Annotated in this window: 12 protein-coding genes and 1 pseudogene; 6 read left to right on the top strand and 7 right to left on the bottom strand. The window is 63.2% G+C overall.

Features of this window, described 5'->3' with window-relative positions:
• Positions 1–212 precede the first annotated feature (212 nt).
• From I8N66_RS01015 to I8N66_RS01005, 3 genes are read right to left on the bottom strand one after another with little or no spacing between them, the layout of a single operon-like run.
• Positions 213–1,400 (bottom strand): MFS transporter, encoded by a 1,188-nt coding sequence (locus I8N66_RS01015; RefSeq protein ID WP_291148622.1) that lies wholly within the window; start codon positions 1,398–1,400, stop codon positions 213–215.
• A gap of 29 nt (positions 1,401–1,429) precedes the next feature.
• A complete protein-coding gene (locus I8N66_RS01010; RefSeq protein WP_113535392.1) occupies positions 1,430–1,813 on the bottom strand; it encodes a VOC family protein in 384 nt (127 codons plus the stop codon).
• A complete protein-coding gene (locus I8N66_RS01005) occupies positions 1,810–2,595 on the bottom strand; it encodes a DeoR/GlpR family DNA-binding transcription regulator (RefSeq protein ID WP_291148618.1) in 786 nt (261 codons plus the stop codon). The genes I8N66_RS01010 and I8N66_RS01005 overlap by 4 nt, the downstream gene beginning before the upstream one ends.
• Positions 2,596–2,620: 25 nt before the next feature.
• Between I8N66_RS01005 and I8N66_RS01000 the strand changes: the two genes are divergently transcribed.
• The 4 genes from I8N66_RS01000 (at position 2,621) to I8N66_RS00985 (ending at position 5,186) form a co-directional block, all read left to right on the top strand.
• Positions 2,621–2,872 (top strand): hypothetical protein, encoded by a 252-nt coding sequence (locus I8N66_RS01000; protein WP_162768591.1) that lies wholly within the window; start codon positions 2,621–2,623, stop codon positions 2,870–2,872.
• Positions 2,869–3,642 carry an amino acid ABC transporter substrate-binding protein gene (locus I8N66_RS00995; protein WP_291148612.1) on the top strand — a complete coding sequence of 258 codons (774 nt, stop codon included), beginning with the start codon at positions 2,869–2,871 and terminating at the stop codon, positions 3,640–3,642. The genes I8N66_RS01000 and I8N66_RS00995 overlap by 4 nt, the downstream gene beginning before the upstream one ends.
• Positions 3,643–3,747: 105 nt before the next feature.
• A complete protein-coding gene (locus tag I8N66_RS00990) occupies positions 3,748–4,428 on the top strand; it encodes an amino acid ABC transporter permease (protein WP_113535395.1) in 681 nt (226 codons plus the stop codon).
• Complete coding sequence (locus I8N66_RS00985; RefSeq protein ID WP_291148607.1) at positions 4,425–5,186, top strand: amino acid ABC transporter ATP-binding protein; 762 nt, start codon at positions 4,425–4,427, stop codon at positions 5,184–5,186. Before I8N66_RS00990 ends, I8N66_RS00985 begins: the two co-directional genes overlap by 4 nt.
• Before the next feature lie 69 nt (positions 5,187–5,255).
• Here I8N66_RS00985 and pyc read toward each other — a convergent pair whose 3' ends face one another.
• Together pyc and I8N66_RS00975 are read right to left on the bottom strand one after the other, a co-directional pair.
• Positions 5,256–8,714 carry a pyruvate carboxylase gene (gene pyc, locus I8N66_RS00980; protein ID WP_291148604.1) on the bottom strand — a complete coding sequence of 1,153 codons (3,459 nt, stop codon included), beginning with the start codon at positions 8,712–8,714 and terminating at the stop codon, positions 5,256–5,258.
• A 119-nt stretch (positions 8,715–8,833) separates the two neighbouring features.
• Positions 8,834–9,574, bottom strand: a complete 741-nt coding sequence (locus I8N66_RS00975) for an autoinducer binding domain-containing protein (protein ID WP_113535398.1) — start codon at positions 9,572–9,574, stop codon at positions 8,834–8,836.
• A gap of 387 nt (positions 9,575–9,961) precedes the next feature.
• On the opposite strand from I8N66_RS00975, the gene I8N66_RS00970 reads away from it, so the two are divergent.
• A complete protein-coding gene (locus I8N66_RS00970; protein WP_291148600.1) occupies positions 9,962–11,719 on the top strand; it encodes a glucan ABC transporter ATP-binding protein/ permease in 1,758 nt (585 codons plus the stop codon).
• A 160-nt stretch (positions 11,720–11,879) separates the two neighbouring features.
• Complete coding sequence (locus tag I8N66_RS00965) at positions 11,880–12,512, top strand: LysE family translocator (RefSeq protein ID WP_291148597.1); 633 nt, start codon at positions 11,880–11,882, stop codon at positions 12,510–12,512.
• Between the two features lie 24 nt (positions 12,513–12,536).
• On the opposite strand, the gene opgC is transcribed toward I8N66_RS00965, so the two are convergent.
• Both opgC and I8N66_RS00955 read right to left on the bottom strand, forming a co-directional pair.
• Complete coding sequence (gene opgC, locus I8N66_RS00960; RefSeq protein WP_113535400.1) at positions 12,537–13,691, bottom strand: OpgC domain-containing protein; 1,155 nt, start codon at positions 13,689–13,691, stop codon at positions 12,537–12,539.
• 372 nt (positions 13,692–14,063) lie between these two features.
• Positions 14,064–18,204: pseudogene (locus I8N66_RS00955) on the bottom strand (protein ndvB); the annotation flags it as partial.

Raw genomic sequence — 18,204 nt, 5'->3', positions numbered from 1 at the left:
AGGCCTCTTCGTAGGTCACTAAGCCGGGCGCGGATGCGGGTACAACCCACATGGACTTTCCTCAACCCGCCCTGGCTATTTGCCTTTCAGGTGGATGAGGAAAGCCTGATTGTCAACGGCGACATCATGCCCTGACGGCGATTTGATGGCGGCCTTGCGCTGGAGGCGCGCTTGCGACCCGCGCAGAACAAGCACGTCCGCGGCCCAATAGATCATTCGTGCCCCTTGGCGTGATCGGCATGCACCGCATGGTGCGACAGCAAAAGCACCACGATGAAGAGCAGCGGCACCGATGCGAAGATGATGGCAAAGCCCGTATGCTCGGCGACGAAGCCGATCAGCGACGGCGCGAACAGCATGCCGGAATAACCCATGAAGGTCGCGACCGAGAGGCCGATGCCCGGCTGCAGACCCGGCATGTTGCCGGCGGCCGAGAACGCGATCGGCACCATGTTGGAGATGCCGATGCCGGCGATGGCAAAGCCGAGGATGGCGACATAGGCATTGGGTGCGGTGCCCGCGATGACCATGCCGACGAGGGCCGTCACCGTGCAGATGCGCAAGGTGCGCTTGGCGCCGAAGCGGTCCCGGACGAAATCGCCGGCAAAACGCATGGTCGCCATGGTGGCGGAGAAGGCGGCAAAGCCGAAGCCGGAAAGCTCCACCGAAGCGCCAAGTTCGTTGCGCAGGTAAAGCGCACCCCAATCGAGCACCGTGCCCTCCGGTACCATCGAGAACAGCGCCATGATGCCGATCAGCCAGGGAAGCGGCGTCATTGGCAGGCGCAGTTTTTCCTTGGCAGCACCCGGATGCGGCTTGTCGGCCAGGATCATCGGCCAGGCGGCGACGATCAGTGCCAGGCAGATCGCAGTGACGACGAGGACATGCGGCAGCACGCCGAAGCGGGCCATCAGGAAGCCGCCGATACCGGCACCGATCAGACCGCCGAGGCTCCAATAGGCATGACAGGACGACATGATCGCCCGGCGCATGGATTTTTCGACCTCGACCGCATTGGCATTCATCGCGACGTCCATGGCGCCAGCAAAGCCACCAAGCAGGAACATGGCGACGGCGGCCGTCCAGACATCGGGGACAAGCGTCAAGAGCAGAAGCAACGGCGACAGAATGATGGCGGTGACCTTGGCGACTTTCTGAGACCCCACACGGGCGATATAGCCGCCGGCAATCGGCATCAGCACCAGCGAGCCGATACCGAACATCAGGATCAGCAGGCCGAGCACGCTTTCACTGATGCCGAGCCGGTCCTTGAATTCGGGGATCTTCGGCGCCCAGCTGCCGATGACGAAGCCGTTCAGCAGGAAGAGCAGCGAAACCGCCAGCCGGTTGCGGGTCATGTAGCCCTGGCGGACGGGTGCGGTGGGAGAACGTTGGTCCATGGTCTTGCCTCTGTGCCGGATCGTCCGGCTCAAACTGTGATTTCGATCAGATTTCCGTCGGGGTCGCGCAGGACCGCCTCATAGAAGCCGTCGCCGGTAAAGCGCGGCTTCGCAACGAGGATGCCCTCGGCCTCGGCACGCGCCGCCATCACGTCGACCGCCTGCTCGCTGCCGAGCGACAGTGCCACATGGGCAAGGCCGCTACGCTCCTGCGCGGGATCGCCGGGCGTAACCCAAGGACCCTCCATGATCTCGACCGCGGGCCCATCACCGAGCCTCAGGAAACGCGAACGGAAGCCCGGACGGCGCCGGCTCTCGTAGATTTCGCCGACGGAGGCGCCGAAGAAGGACGACCAGAAACCGGCAATGCCCTCGAGGTCGCGGGTCCACAGCGCCACATGGGTAATCGTCATTGCTCAGGCCCTCCCCCCATCAGAATATCTGCGCCCGTCGCCTTGAACGCCGCATAATGCTCAGCCGGAGCATCCTCTTCCAGCACCAACGTCGCCCTCTCGTCGATGCTGGCGATGGTGTGGGGGGCTGCGGTCCCGAGTTTGTCGCTGGTGATGGCGACGACGAGACGCCGGCTGCGCTGGGCGACGAGCCGCTTGAACTCCGCATCCTCGAAATAGATTGCCGTCAGGCCGGCGACAGCGTCGGCGCCGCAGGTGCCGAGATAGCAGAGGTCGGGCCGGAGCAATTCCGCATCGCGTTGCGCCCGCGCACTGATCGCCGCCCCAACTGCCCGGTTGAGCGGTCCGCCGAGCAGGATGAGATCCACCCCTGGCTTTTCCATGAGGGCCGCGGCAATCAGCGGCGTATTGGTAACGACGGTCACCTGCAGGTCCGGCTCGATCAGTTGCGCGATCGCAAGATTGGTCGAACCGGCGTCGAGAAACACGGTCATGCCCGGCTTGATCAGCCCGGCGGCCGCACGGGCAAGGGCGGCCTTGCGCTCCGGCGCCATCGCCACCCGCTCCCTCAAAGTGCTGTGCGCCGCCGGAACGACCGGGAGCGCACCACCGTAAACGCGCTCGCAGAGACCGGCCGCCGCCATTTCCCGGAGGTCACGGCGAATGGTGTCTTCGGAGACATTGAGCTCAGCGGCAAGATCGACAGCCAGCACCCGGCCATTGGCCTTCAGCCGCTCCTGGATCAGCGTCTTTCGTTCACGAAGAAGGAGTTCGCCCGACATTTTCACCAATCGTGTACAAACGTGCATGAATCGCTACAAATGTGCATATCCAATTTTGAAACCGATTTCAAGTCGCGAAAACCAGCCAAATCGCGAAGGACCTGAAAATCCGCAAACCGAGCTCTTTGCGCGCAAACGGCACCATTTCGAAGAAAATTCTTCATCAAAACACCCGGGAATTGGTGTTTTATACGCTCAGATCGCCGATCTTTTATGCGATTGTCCGCTCAATCCGGACGACGGGCCGGGCCAGAAAAAAGATGGAAAATCACGATGAAACTCCTCCCCACGCTGTTTGCCGCCGCTCTGATGCAGGTTGCCGCGCTTGGCTCCGCTGAAGCCGGCGAGAACCTCAACGCGATCAAATCTGCCGGTGTGCTGAAAATCGGCACCGAGGGCACCTATGCGCCCTTCACCTACCACGACGCCTCCGGCGCGCTGGTCGGCTTCGACGTCGAGATCGGCCAGGCTGTCGCCGAAAAGCTCGGCGTGAAGGCCGAATTCCTCGAAGGCAAGTGGGACGGCCTGATCGCCGGCCTTGACGCCAACCGTTACGACACGGTCATCAACCAGGTCGGCATCACCGAAGAGCGCAAGAAGAAGTACGACTTCTCCGAGCCCTACATCGCCTCCAAGGCCGTGCTGATCGTCAAGTCGGACAACGAGGAGATCAAGGGCTTCGATAGCCTCAAGGGCAAGAAGTCGGCCCAGTCGCTGACCAGCAACTTCGGCAAGATCGCAACCGCGTCCGGCGCCGAACTTGTCGGCACCGACGGCTTCGACCAGTCGATCCAGCTCGTCTTGACCGGCCGCGCCGATGCGACGATCAACGACAGCCTCTCCTTCCTCGACTTCAAGAAGAAGAAGCCCGACGCCCCGGTGAAGATCGCCGCCGAGCAGGCCGACGCCGACTTCTCCGGCATCATCATCCGCAAGGGCGAGCCCGAACTCCTGGAAGCGATCAACAAGGCGCTGGTCGATATCAAGGCCGACGGCACCTACGACAAGATCTCGCAGAAGTACTTCGGCGCCGACGTCTCGAAGTAACCTCCGACCGACGTTGCGGCCGGTTTCTCAGCCGGCCAATCTCGGCTATGAAAAGCGATCCGTTCCGGCCTCCGGGGCGGATCGCGCTTTTTGAAAGGCCCGCCCTTGACCACCTGGCTCCCCCTGATGCTGGAATCCCTGCCGTCCCTGCTCTGGGCCGGCCTGACATTCACCATCCCGCTGACGCTGCTTTCCTTCGTTTTCGGTCTGATCCTCGGTCTCGTCACCGCCGTTGCCCGGCTTTTCGGGCCGGCGCCGGTCGCCTTGATCGCGCGCTTCTACGTGTGGGTGATCCGCGGCACGCCGCTGCTCGTGCAGCTGTTCGTGATCTTCTACGGCCTGCCGAGCGCCGGCATCCTGCTCGATGCCTTCACCGCTGCCCTCATCGGCTTCTCGCTGAATGTCGGCGCCTACACGTCCGAGATCATTCGCGCCGTGATTTCCTCGGTTCCGCGCGGGCAATGGGAGGCGGCCTATTCCATCGGCATGAGCTGGAGCCAGGCGATGCGCCGCACCATCCTGCCACAGGCGACGCGCGTCGCCGTGCCGCCGCTGTCGAACACCTTCATCTCGCTAGTGAAGGACACCTCGCTTGCCGCCGCCATCACCGTGCCCGAGATGTTCCAGACGGCGCAACGCATCGTCGCCACCACCTACGAGCCGCTGATCCTCTACATCGAGGCGGCGCTGATCTATCTCGCCATGAGCTCCGTGCTTTCCGCCCTGCAGGTCAGGCTGGAACGACGCTTCGCCCGCTATGGCGGTTTCCTGGAGGCACGCACATGATCGAGCTCTCCCAAATCGAAAAGCGCTTCGGCGACAATCTCGTGCTGAAGGATATCTCGGTCGCGCTCGCCGAGGGTACGGTGACCGCGCTGGTCGGCCCGTCCGGCGGCGGCAAGAGCACGCTGCTGCGCTGCATCAACCTGTTGGAGATCCCGACCTCCGGATCGATCAAGCTCGGTGACGAGAAGCTCGAATTTGCCCCCGGCCGCAAGATCGGCTGGGCGGCGGTCCAGCGGCTGCGCCGGCAGACCGGCATGGTGTTCCAGAATTTCCAGCTCTTCCCGCACCAGACAGCACTCGGCAACGTCATGGAAGGCTTGGTCACCGTCCTGAAGTGGCCGGCCGACAGGGCGAAGTCCCGGGCAATGGAGCTTCTCGAAAAGGTCGGCATGGCGCACAAGGCCGATGCCTGGCCGGCCACCCTTTCCGGCGGCCAGCAGCAGCGCGTGGCGATTGCCCGTGCGCTTGCCCCGTCACCGCGCGTGCTTCTCTGCGACGAGCCGACCTCGGCGCTCGATCCGGAACTTGCGGAAGAAGTGGTCGAAGTCCTGAGCCGGCTCGCGCGCGAAGGCACGACCATGGTCATGGCGACGCACGATCTCCGCCTTGCCTCTCGCGTTGCCGACAAGGTGATCTTCCTCGACGGCGGTGTCATCGTCGAAAGCGGCGCCCCGAAGACGATCTTCTCGGCGCCCGAGCGCGAGCGAACCAAGAAGTTCATCGCCTCGCTAAGCGCCCCGCACGACTACGAGATCTGAGACGCCGAAAAGCACAAACGGAAACGGCCGAACTCGCATCCGGCCGTTTCTCTATGTCTGAACGGAGCCTTAGGCGCCGAAGACGATCAGCAGGTCCTTGGCGTCGATCTGATCGCCGGCGCGTACCAGCACCTCGGAAACCGTGCCGTCCTTCTCCGCGTGCAGTGCCGTTTCCATCTTCATCGCCTCGATCGAGAGCAGCACGTCGCCGGCCTTGACCGCCTGACCGGCGGCAACGGCAACGGTCGAGATGACGCCCGGCATCGGCGCGCCGAGTTGGGCTGCATTGCCGCCTTCGGCCTTGCGGCGCACGGCGCTTGCGGCACTGCGATTGCGATCAGGAACCTTGATCAGGCGCGGCTGGCCGTTGAGTTCGAAGAACACCTTGACCATGCCCTTCTCGTCCGGCTCGCTCTTGGCCTGGTGCAGGATGACCAGCGACTTGCCTCGCTCGATTTCCGGCTGCAACTCTTCGCCCGGTCCAAGCCCGTAGAAATACGCCGGGGTCGGCAGCACGCTGACCGGACCATAGGTGTCGGCGGCGACCGCATAATCGGTGAAGACCTTTGGGTACATCAGGTAGGAGGCAAACTCGAAGTCGTCGACCTTGCGCTCGAGCTTGTCCTCGATGCTTTTACGTTCAGCATCGAGATTGGCCGGCGGCAACAGCGAACCCGGAACGGCGGTGTAGGCCTTCTCGCCCTTCAACGCCTTCTTCTGCAGCGCTTCCGGCCAGCCGCCCGGGGGCTGGCCGAGATCGCCCTTCAGCATCGATACGACCGAATCCGGGAAGGCGATGTCCTTGGCCGGGTTCTCGACATCGGCAACCGTCAGATCCTGGGAAACCATCATCAGCGCCATGTCGCCCACCACCTTGGAGGACGGCGTCACCTTGACGATGTCGCCGAACATCTGGTTGGCGTCGGCATAGGCCTGAGCAACGCGGTGCCACTTGGTTTCCAGCCCGAGCGAACGGGCCTGTTCCTTGAGGTTGGTGAACTGGCCGCCCGGCATTTCGTGCAGGTAGACTTCCGACGCCGGTCCCTTGAGATCGCTTTCGAAGGCGGCGTACTGGTAACGCACCGCTTCCCAATAGAAGGAGATGCGGCGGATCCATTCGGGGTCGAGGCCCGGATCACGCTCCGAGCCGCGCAGCGCCTCGACGATCGAACCGAGGCAGGGCTGCGAGGTGTTGCCGGAGAGCGCGTCCATTGCCGCATCGACCACATCGACGCCGCTATCGACGGCGGCAAGCACGGTCGCAGCCGCGATGCCCGAGGTGTCGTGCGTGTGGAAATGGATCGGCAGATCCGTCGCTTCGCGCAGCGCCTTGAAGAGCACGCGCGCGGCCGCCGGCTTCAACAGGCCCGCCATGTCCTTGACGGCGATCATGTGCGCGCCGGCCTTTTCCAACTCGGCCGCCAGCGCCGTGTAGTACTTGAGATCGTACTTCGGACGCGCCGAGTTGAGGATGTCGCCGGTATAGCAGATCGCCGCCTCGCAGATGCGGTTCTCCTCGGCAACAGCCTCCATCGACACGCGCATGTTGTCGACCCAGTTGAGGCAGTCAAAGACACGGAAGACATCGATGCCGCCCTTCGCCGCCTGGCGCACGAAGTATTTGACGACATTGTCGGGGTAGTTCTTGTAGCCGACGCCATTGGCGCCGCGCAGCAGCATCTGCAGCAGTAGGTTCGGCGCGTCCTCGCGGATGCGGGCGAGGCGATCCCACGGGTCTTCCGTGAGGAAGCGCATGGAAACGTCGAAGGTCGCGCCACCCCAGCATTCGAGCGAGAAGAGCTGCGGCAATGCACGGGCATAGGTGCCGGCGACACGGGCGATGTCATGCGTGCGCATGCGGGTCGCCAACAGCGACTGATGGCCGTCGCGCATCGTCGTATCGGTCAGGAAAACCTGCTTTTCGCCGCGCACCCACTCGGCAAATTTCTTCGGGCCGAGTTCGTCGAGCTTCTGCTTGGTGCCGGCCGGAATGTCCCCTTGAATGAACGGCACGACGGGCTTGGCTGCATCCGCCGGCGGCTTCGGGCGCCCTTTTGCTTCCGGATGACCGTTGACGGTGACGTCGGCGAGGTAGGTCAAGAGCTTCGTCGCACGGTCCTGGCGCCTGACCTGCTGGAAAAGCTCCGGCGTCGTGTCGATGAAGCGGGTGGTGTAGGTGTTGTTGCGGAACTGCTCGTGGCCGATGATCGCCTCGAGGAAGGTGAGGTTGGTGGCGACGCCGCGGATGCGGAATTCGCGCAGCGCACGATCCATGCGGCTGATCGCTTCCTGAGGCGTGCTGCCTGAAGCCGTGACCTTGACCAGCAGCGGATCGTAGTAGCGGGTGATGTAGGCGCCGGTGTAGGCCGTGCCGCCGTCGAGACGGATGCCGAAACCGGCCGCCGAGCGATAGCCGGTGATGCGGCCGTAGTCGGGAATGAAGTTCTGTTCCGGATCCTCGGTGGTGATGCGGCACTGCAGCGCGTGGCCGTTGAGGCGGATGTTCGCCTGGTCAGGCACACCCGATTCCGGCGTGCCGATCGCCTCGCCGTCGAGAATGTGGATCTGCGCCTTGACGATGTCGATGCCGGTCACCACTTCGGTAACGGTGTGCTCGACCTGGATGCGCGGGTTTACTTCGATGAAGTAGAATTTGCCGGTACTGACGTCCATCAGATACTCGACCGTGCCGGCGCCGACATAGTTGGTCGCCTTGGCGATCTTCAGCGAATAGTCGGCCAGTTCCTGGCGCTGCGCATCCGAGAGATAGGGCGCCGGCGCGCGCTCGACGACCTTCTGGTTGCGGCGCTGGATCGAGCAATCACGCTCGAAGAGGTGCACGACATTGCCGTGGGTATCGCCGAGGATCTGGCTTTCGACGTGGCGGGCGCGTTCGACCAGCTTTTCGAGATAGACCTCGTCCTTGCCGAAGGCGGCCTTGGCCTCGCGCTTGGCTTCGGTCACCTCGCGGATCAGGTCCTTCGGGTCGCGAATGGCGCGCATGCCGCGTCCGCCGCCGCCCCAGGAGGCCTTGAGCATGACCGGATAGCCGATCTCGGCGGCAAGGCGATGGATTTCCTTTTCGTCTTCCGGCAGCGGATCGGTGGCCGGCACGACCGGCACGCCGACGGAAATGGCGAGGTTGCGCGCCGCGACCTTGTTGCCGAGCTGGCGCATGGTCGCCGGGCGCGGACCGATGAAGATGATGCCGGCGGCGTCACAGGCATCGACGAATTCGGGGTTTTCCGAAAGCAGGCCGTAACCCGGATGGATGGCGTCGGCGCCCGAGAGCTTGGCGACGCGGATCACCTCGTCGATCGACAGATAGCTTTCGATCGGGCCGAGGTCGCGGCCAAGGTGCGGCCCGCGGCCGATCTGATAACTTTCGTCCGCCTTGAAGCGGTGCAGCGCCAGTTTATCTTCTTCCGCCCATATCGCGACCGTTTTCAGACCGAGTTCGTTTGCAGCGCGGAAAACGCGGATGGCAATTTCAGAACGGTTGGCAACAAGGATCTTCGAGATAGGCAAGTCGGTCTCCTCAATGACTTGAAATTGCGGGAAATGCTGCACCCGCGAAATAAAGTATTAGCGGGTCACTGAGCGGAGCGCAATTTCAGATGCGACAGGAAACCGAAAGCCTTTGACTCCTAGGAGATGAGCCCGAGCCGGAAGGCAATCGCTACGACGTGATGGCGGTTCTTGCCCTTCAGCTTCTCTTGGATGCCGTTCATGTACCAGTCGACCGTGTGGCTCGAAATATCGAGCACCTTGCCGATGTCGTTGGACGTCATGCCGTCGGCCAGATAGTTGAGCGCCTCCATTTCGCGCCGCGTCATCTGCACCTCGACGCGCGAGCCGAGCTCGGCCGAAACCTCGGGATCGGTCAGGTCCAGGAGCTTCCAGAACAACCGCTTGGCGATGGCGTCAAAGAGGCTGATCTCGACCGGGCTGAGATCGACGACGCGGCCGCCGACCGTAAGGTTGCCGAGCAGGCCGCGCCGGCCGTGAACCGGGAAGATATAGCCGTCGTAGAGACCGTGATTGCGGGCCTCGATCATCATGCTTTCCATGCGCTTGCGATGCGGATCGGAGCGGAAGGCAAAGAGTGTGTCGCGCCAGCGGAAGCCGCGCTGCGCATGGCCGAGGTAGCGGATGGTCGGGTCGATCACCACGAACTTCTTGCGGATGTAGATCTGCGGCCAGCCTTCCGGCCAGCGACCGGCGAGAAGCAGCCTGAGCGGATTGTCATGCGGCTTGGGCTGGCGAACGACGCCGTAGAAATCGAAGCCGCAGCGATCAAGCAGGCGCTCGAACTCCGGGATGATTTCCTCGCGTGTCTTCATCTCCTCCAGAAGCGCGAGAAACTGTACGAGCAGCGTAATGTTCATGGATCACCTTCCAGGTAGATGCATATGGTCGCATTTCCGAATCCGGACATAAAGGCACCGTTCAGCGACCATTCATGTTGCACCCGCGATAATCCGTCATACCACGCCCGGTCTTATGCGAAATATGCAAGAAATCGGAGTTGGCACGACAGATAGCAGACTATGGAGTTTCTCGCCAAGCTCACTCTCGAGCGAAACGGGAAAACGAGAGTGGCTGTCCATGCGTCCGGCTACGGCTTCCCTGTGCCGCCAAAGACCGTCTCAGCGCGGCTGCGTAGCCTGAAGAGCGGAGCTTATTGCCCGCCAAAACAGGTTTCGAGGTCGCGGGTGCATCCGCCGCAGAAGGTCTGTGGCGCGTCAAATCCGATACCCGGAAGGGGTGAGACAGTGTCATTGTTCCAGGTGTATGCAAGAGCGCTCCAGTATCTTGCGGTTCACAAGTTCCGTGTCTCGGCGATCGTTCTTGCCAACGTCGTTCTGGCAGCCATCACGATTGCCGAACCGATCCTGTTCGGTCGCATCATCGACGCCATTTCGTCGAAGGGCGAAGTCACGCCGATGCTGCTCATGTGGGCCGGCCTCGGCGTCTTCAACACCGTCGCTTTCGTGCTTGTCGCCCGCGAGGCGGACAGGCTGGCGCATGGCCGCCGCGCAACGCTCCTGACGGAAGCCTTCGGCCGTATCGTTTCCATGCCGCTCGCCTGGCATAGCCAGCGCGGCACGTCGAACGCGCTGCACACGCTGCTGCGCGCCTGCGAAACTCTCTTCGGCCTCTGGCTCGAATTCATGCGTCAGCACCTGGCGACGGCCGTCGCCCTCATGCTGCTCGTGCCAACCGCCTTCGCCATGGATGTGCGCCTGTCGCTCGTTCTCGTCGTGCTCGGCGCGCTCTATGTGCTGATCAGCAAGGTGGTGATGAGCCGCACCAAGGAAGGGCAGGCTTCGGTCGAGAACCACTACCACACGGTTTTCTCGCACGTTTCCGACGCCATCAGCAACGTTTCGGTGGTGCACAGCTACAACCGCATCGAGGCTGAAACCCGCGAGCTGAAGAAGTTCACCGAACGCCTGATCTCCGCCCAGTTCCCGGTACTCGACTGGTGGGCGCTGGCAAGCGGGCTGAACCGCGTCGCCTCCACCATTTCGATGATGGCGATCCTCGTCATCGGCACCGTACTGGTGCAGCGCGGCGAACTCGGCGTCGGCGAAGTCATCGCCTTCATCGGTTTTGCCAACCTGTTGATCGGCCGCCTCGACCAGATGAAGGCCTTCGTGACGCAGATCTTCGAAGCCCGTGCCAAGCTTGAGGACTTCTTCCAGCTCGAGGATGCCGTCCGCGAGCGGGATGAGCCGGCAGGTGCGACCGAACTGCCGACCGTTGCCGGCGAAGTCGAGTTCCGCAATGTCTCCTTCGACTTTGCCAACACGAACCAGGGCGTGCACAACGTCTCGTTCACGGCAAAGGCCGGCCAGACGATCGCCATCGTCGGCCCGACGGGTGCCGGCAAGACGACGCTCGTCAACCTGCTGCAGCGCGTCCACGACCCGCGTGACGGCCAGATCCTGATCGACGGCAACGATATCGCGAAGGTGACGCGCAAGTCGCTGCGCCGCTCGATCGCCACCGTCTTCCAGGATGCGGGCCTGATGAACCGCTCGATCTCGGACAACATCCGCCTCGGCCGTGACGATGCGACGATCGAGGAAGTCATGGCCGCCGCGGAAGCTGCCGCCGCCTGCGACTTCATCGAGGGCCGCACGACCGGTTACGACACTGTGGTCGGGGAACGCGGCAACCGCCTGTCGGGCGGCGAACGCCAGCGTGTGGCCATCGCCCGCGCCATCCTCAAGAACGCACCGATCCTGGTGCTCGACGAGGCGACCAGCGCGCTCGACGTCGAAACCGAGGCCCGCGTGAAGGATGCGATCGACGCGCTGCGCAAGAACCGCACGACCTTCATCATCGCCCACCGCCTGTCGACGGTGCGCGAGGCCGACCTGGTGATCTTCATGGATCAGGGCCGGGTCGTCGAAATGGGCGGCTTCAACGAACTCAGCCAGAGCAACGGCCGCTTCGCAGCCCTGCTCCGTGCCAGCGGCATCCTGACGGACGAGGACGTCCGCGCGAGCCACACGGCAGCTTAAGACGCTCGCGTCAAGCCAAGCGAACGATCTTCAGACCACCCGCAGCCAACTGCGGGTGGTTTTTGTTTTCGGCATTCCGACAACGTCCCATCAGGTGGGCTTGTCATTCTGAGGATTGCTGATAGACGGGAATTCCGGCTTCAATTCCAAAGGAATCATCATGCCGGATATCTCCACTCTCGCAGTTTTCGCCGCGGCAAGCCTCGTGCTGACCGCCACGCCCGGTCCCGACATGCTGCTCATCGCTTCTCGCAGCGTGAGCCAGGGGCGCGCAGCCGGGTTCCTGACCTATGCAGGTATCGCAGCGGGCACCTATTGCCACGCGTTGGCCGCGGCACTCGGCCTTTCCCAGCTTTTCGTAACCGTGCCTGTTGCCTATGAGATCGTGCGCTGGGCGGGCTGCGCCTATTTGCTCTATCTCGCCTACAAGACCATCCGGTCGGACGCGTCGAGCGCATCACCGCTTTCGACGCTCAAGCGGCTTTCCAACAGGCGGATCTTCGGGGAGGGGTTGATGACCAACCTGCTCAATCCGAAGATGGCGCTCTTCGTATTGGCGCTGTTCCCACAGTTCGTGGACCCGAAGAGTGGGTCGATGGCCGCGCAGATGCTTCTTCTGGCGACCGTGTTGAACGGGATCGGCCTCCTGGTGAACGGCTCGGTGATCCTGGTCGGCAGTCATCTGCGCGCGCGGCTTTCTGGCTTCCGGCGTTTCCCGAAGCTGCCGCAATACCTTCTCGCCACCGTATTCACGGCGCTTGCCTGCCGGCTTGCCCTTGGCGCCAGGAACTAGAGGCCCGGCAAGGGCGGCGTATTCTTACGCCGCCCGCAGCGGCTTTGCCGTAGCGATGCCGCGCAGCCATTCGAGATAATAGGCGTAGGCGAAATGCAGTCCTATGCCGGCGAGCACGAAGAGGCTGCCGAAGATCGGATTTCGCCCGGTGACGAACAGCAATACCTGGCCGGACATCGCCAGGATCGTGCCGAATATGAAGATCGGCAGGGAGTGACGCCCGACGACGGAGAGCGGATGATCGCTGTCGAGTTTGGCGAGGTTGCTGAGCCGGGGCGTCACCGCAATGATATAGGCGAGCGCCAGCACGTGCAGCAGCCGGGGCCCCGACAGGAAGGTCTTGTCGAAGCCGGTCAGGACCGCTGGAAGACCGAAGGAGAGGTCGATGCTCCAGAGGGAGAAGAGCACCCAGACGGCGGAAACCGCGAGATAGGCGCCCGACAGGACGATCAGCCAGGGCCATCGTGGCAGCTGTCCGCCATTGCGAACATAGGTCATCAGGACGATGCCGATGACGAACAGAAACTGCCAGGACCAGGGATTGAGGAACCAATAGCCCTCGTCGAGGAAGTTCGACGGCACGAATTTGAAGATGCCTGCGGTCAGCCACAGCGCGGCCGAGAGCAAGAGCAGCAATTTCTTGCTGACGCCGTTCAGCCAGAGAATGCCCGGCAACATCAGGAACAGCGCCGCATACATCGACAGGATGTTGTTATAGCCGAGCTGATGCCCGAGCAGCACCATGGCGACGATGCCCTGTTCCGTTCGTTCCACCATCGGACGAATGTTGATCTCGCTGATCAGATCCTGCCGGCCGAAATAGATCGCACCGGCCGCAAAGATCGCCAGCGTCACGATGCTGGTCATGATGTGGGCGATATAGAGCGCCAGCGCCCGGCGCCAGATCTTCAGCGTCATCGCCAGCCGTCCGCCGGCAGCGAACTTGCCGCCATAGGCAATCCCGACCGAGAGGCCGGAAATCAGCACGAAGGCTTCTGCGGAATCGGAGAAGCCGAAGTTCTTGTGCGTCAGATATTCGAGATATTGTCCCGGAACGTGGTTGACGAAGATCGTCAACAGACACAGCGCCCTGAACACGTCCAGGCGTGTGTCACGCTCCTTGGGAACCATTCGGGCGGACGTCGGGTTGACACCACCCTGAAAAGTCTTTTGCAGCATGCGGTCCGTTTTCCAGGATTTGGCGCCCCTGCCCCATCCCTGTTGAAACGGGCACCGACAACCCGCACAGTCTTTCAAACGCGGGATAGCCGGCACCATGAACTGAAGTGGGATGAGGAATATGTTGCGGCTCTCCGCCCGCATCCCGCTCCGGTGATTTAGAGCACCCCGCCTTCAAGTGAAGTCACTGGAAGCGGATAAGATGCTCTGGCTTCAAAGTGTTAGAGCAGCTGGTGCGCAGATCTGAGCACACGGCACTCCGAGACACGACGCTCAGCCGTCGAGGTCGTGCCGCCGGCGTCTCCGCAAAGAAAAACCGGCTTTGCCCTTGCGGGAACAAAGCCGGTTTCATCCTGTCTTCAATGCCGGCCGTTACAGCAAAATGCCTTCATGCGCGTTTTTTGTGACACTATTGTTTATGCTGACGATCGGCTCGCCACTTTTCTGGTCGCGCTTCACCGAAATCTTGTGCCGCGCGCCGTTGAGGGTCACTTCGGCAGAGTAGCCGTCCCAGGCCGCCGGCAGGACCGGCCGGATGACCAGCTTGTCGCCCTGTCTGCGGATTCCGAGAATGCCTTCGACGCCGACGCGGTAGAGCCAGCCAGCCGAACCGGTGTACCAGGTCCAGCCACCGCGTCCCGACAGATCGCCTTCGCCGTAGATATCGGCGGCGACGACATAGGGCTCGACGCGGTAGTGCTCCGCCGCCTCGCGGCTTTCGGCATGCGAGACGGGGTTCAGCATCTGGAAAACGCGCCAGGCCTCTTCTGCCCTGCCCTGTTCGGCAAAGGCCAGCGCCACCCAGGTGGCCGCATGGGTATATTGCCCGCCATTCTCGCGCACGCCCGGCGGATAGGCCTTGATGTAGCCCGGATCCTGCGACGTCCGTTCGAGCGGCGGCGTGAACAGCCGCACGATGTGCTGGTCCGGATCGACCAGTTCGGCCATCACTGCGTCCATAGCCTTCAGCGAGCGCTGCTCGTCGCCTTCACCTGACAAGACGCTCCAGGACTGGCCGATCGAATCGATCCGGCACTCCAGCGCCTCGCTCGTGCCGAGCGGCGTGCCGTCGTCGTAGTAGCCACGGCGGTAGTAGTCGCCGTCCCAGCCTGCGGTGTCGAGCGCCTTCTTCAGGGCTTCGAGATGAGCCTCCCAGCGGGTGACGCGGGACTGGTCCTTACGCTCGCGAGCGTAGGGCAGGAAGCCTCGCAGGGTGCCCGCAAGGAACCAGCCAAGCCAGGTGCTGGTGCCCTTGCCGGCAGCACCGACACGGTTCATGCCATCGTTCCAGTCACCGCCGAGGATCAGCGGCAGGCCGTTCTCGCCGGTCCGCTTGATCGCGAGATCGAGCGCGCGAGCGCAATGCTCGTAGACGTCGGCGACCTCCTCGGAGATTTCCGGCTTGTAGAAGGCATCGTGCTGGCCCTCTTCGAGCGCCGGACCGCTGATGAAAGCGATCTGCTCACCCAGGATGTCGAAGGTCCCGGTCACCGAGCAGTAATGCGTTACGGCATGGGCGAGCCAGACGACGTCGTCGGAGATCATCGTGCGCACGCCGGCGCCGGTTCCCGGCAGCCACCAATGCTGTACGTCACCCTCGACGAACTGGCGGGCCGCGGCGTTCAGGATCTGCGCCCGGGCAAGCTCCGGCCGGTGGATCAGGAAGGCCAGCGTGTCCTGCAGCTGGTCACGGAAGCCGAAGGCACCACTTGCCTGATAGAAGGCGGAGCGCGCCATGATACGGCAACCGAGGCTCTGGTAGGGCAGCCAGTTGTTGATCATGGCGTCGAAGGCCGGATCCGGCGTTTCCACCTTCACGATATCGGTGAAATCGCGCCAGAACGTCTTTGCGGACTGAAGGACCGTGTCGAATGCGGTCTCGCGCAGTTCGCCGATCACGGCACGAAGCTGATCTTCATTGTCGGCATCACCGAGAATGAAGACGATCTGCTGCTCGGCACCGGGTTCGATGGTCAGATCGGACGCGATGACGGCGCAGGGATCACCGTCGACCTCGACGGAGCCCGAGAGTTCGGTGCCCGATAGCACCGCCTGCGGCACGAGGATGCCGCCCAGTGAGCCCAGGAATTCCCGCCGGCTCGCAGTGTAGCCGGCAGCCTGTCCACCATCGACCGTGAAGAACGCCGAGCGGCCGGCATAGTCGATGCTGTAGGGGTTGGTCGCAACCAGCGCCGTTGTCTCCTCATCCCACTTCGAGAGGATGAAAGGCGCCGAGCGGGCGCGGTTGTTGCCGAGCACCCACTCGTTGTAGCCGTAGAGCCTCAGCCGCCGCGCCGTCGCCGCACGATTGCGGATCGAGACGCGGATAAGCTTTGCCGGCAGGCTCCGGTGCACCGTATGGGTCGCCTCGATCTCGAGATCGTCCTGGGTGCTGCGGAAGCTCGAATAGCCGAGCCCGTGCGCCGTTTCGAACACGACCGAGCGGCGACGCGAGAGCGACGCATAGGGCGTCGACACAGAACCGCTCTCCATGTCGCGGATGAAGATCGCCTCGCCCGGACGGTTGATGACCGTGTCGTTGGTCCACGGCGTCAGCTGGTAATCACGCGAGTTGCGGCTCCAGGAGAAGGCAGCACCTTCCGCCGAAACGTGGAAGCCGAACTGCTCGTTGGAGATGACGTTGATCCAGGGCTGCGGCGTCGCTTCGCCGCCACGCAGGCGCACGACATATTCGCGGCCGCCTTCGGCAAAGCCGCCGAAGCCGTTCCAGAATGACAGGCCATCACCCTTGATTTCCGCCGGGGCAACGTCCGCCTTCTCCTGCGGCGCCGCCAGCAGCGGCCCGACAAACTCACCGCTCTTCTCGGCCCCCTTCACCGGTGCCGGCGAATAGAGCGAGTTGGCGCGGGCGATCTGGTCGGAGATCGTGCCGTTGCGGGCATGGAAGACGGCGCGCGAGGCCGACAGCAGGGTCGACCACGTTTCCGCCTCCATCAGGTCACGCCGCACCGAGAAGATGTGCTGACGCGGACCATCCGAAAGGCCGCGAAGCCTCAGGTTCTCGCACATGGAATCGAGCGCATGCTGCATGTCCTGCGCATAGGACGAGGCCCGTTCGTTGATGATCACGAGATCGGCGGTGATGCCACGGGCGCGCAGGTATTCCTGGGCGCGCAGCGCTTCGCGGGCAATGCCGAGATCACCGTCGTCGTTGATGCGCAGGCAGAAGATCGGGTAGTCGCCCGAGATCGCCAGCGGCCAGAGCTTCGACTGGGAGTCGAGGCCGGCCTGCACCGTCGCCGTATCGGCACGCAGGTGCATGTCCGGATAGACGAGGTAACGGCCAAGCATCTGGAAGCTCGCAGCCTCCTGCGACGTGACGCCGACGTGGCGCATCTGCACCTGGCTGCGGGTCCAGGCGTGGATGAGCTCCTGGTTGAAGGTCTCCGGATGGCGATAGCGGTCGATCGCCCGATCGACCTCCTCGCGGCTCGGCGCGGCGATCGTCCAGAAGACGACACTAACCTTCTTGCCGGCGGGCACGCGCACGACGCGGCGCAGCGACATGATCGGATCGAGCGTGAACCCATCGGTTCCCGAAAGCACCGCATCCGTGTCGAAGGCGGCCGCTTCGGCAAGCGTCCGGCCCGGGCCGATGAAGCGGCGACGATCCGTCTCCGCCTCCGTGTGGCGGTCGCTGCCGGCATTGTCGGTAACGAGATGCGCCACTTCCATGTCCGGATCGCTGGAACTGCGCTTGTTGCGGCTGACGCGGATGACGTCGCCGCGGCGGCTGATTTCCGTGCGCACGAACATCTTCGAGAAGGCCGGGTGGGCGCTGTCGGCCTCATCGGTCGAAAGCACAGGCTCGGCATAGGAGGTCACTTCGATGAAGCGATCCTGCGTGCCGGTATTGAGCAGGATGACACGACGGCCTTCGGCATCGTGTTCGGTGGCGACGATGCACTCGACCTCGCTGGTGAGATCGCCGACGGTCTTGACGAATTCCGCCTTGTCGTCGCCGAAGCGGGTCAGCATCTTTTCACCCGCGGCGCGCCGCGGCTCCGCGGTCGCCGACCACCAGTCGCCGGTCGTCGTGTCGCGCAGGAAGATGAAGGTACCGCTGCGGTCCTCCACCGGATCCGGCTTCCAGCGGGTGACGGACTGGCCGTTCCAGCGGGCGTAACCGGCGCCGTTGGCCGTCAGCATCACCGAGTAGTGGCCGTTGGAGAGAAACACGGTCTCGCGGTCCTGCGAAAGCGGGTTCTCGATGATGCGGACCTCAGGGCGCAGCAGATCGTCCTGGCCCTTGCCGACCGATTCCGGCTCGCGCTTGGCATTCATGATCGGAATGTCGCGCGGCGCCTTTTCCTGCAGCAGCAGTTCGGCAGCTTCGATCACCGGATCGGCGTGGAACCACTCGCGCAGGCGGCCGTTGAAGACGACGTTGGCGACAGCCGCAATCGACATGCCATGGTGGTGCGCATAGTAGTTGCGCACGACCGCGCACTTCTGGCCCTCAGGCACGCGCGTCGGCGTGAAGTCGACGGCA

This window comes from Ensifer sp. SSB1 (genome assembly GCF_016652895.1).
Lineage (GTDB): Bacteria > Pseudomonadota > Alphaproteobacteria > Rhizobiales > Rhizobiaceae > Ensifer.
This window is presented reverse-complemented; position numbering and strand designations above follow the sequence as displayed.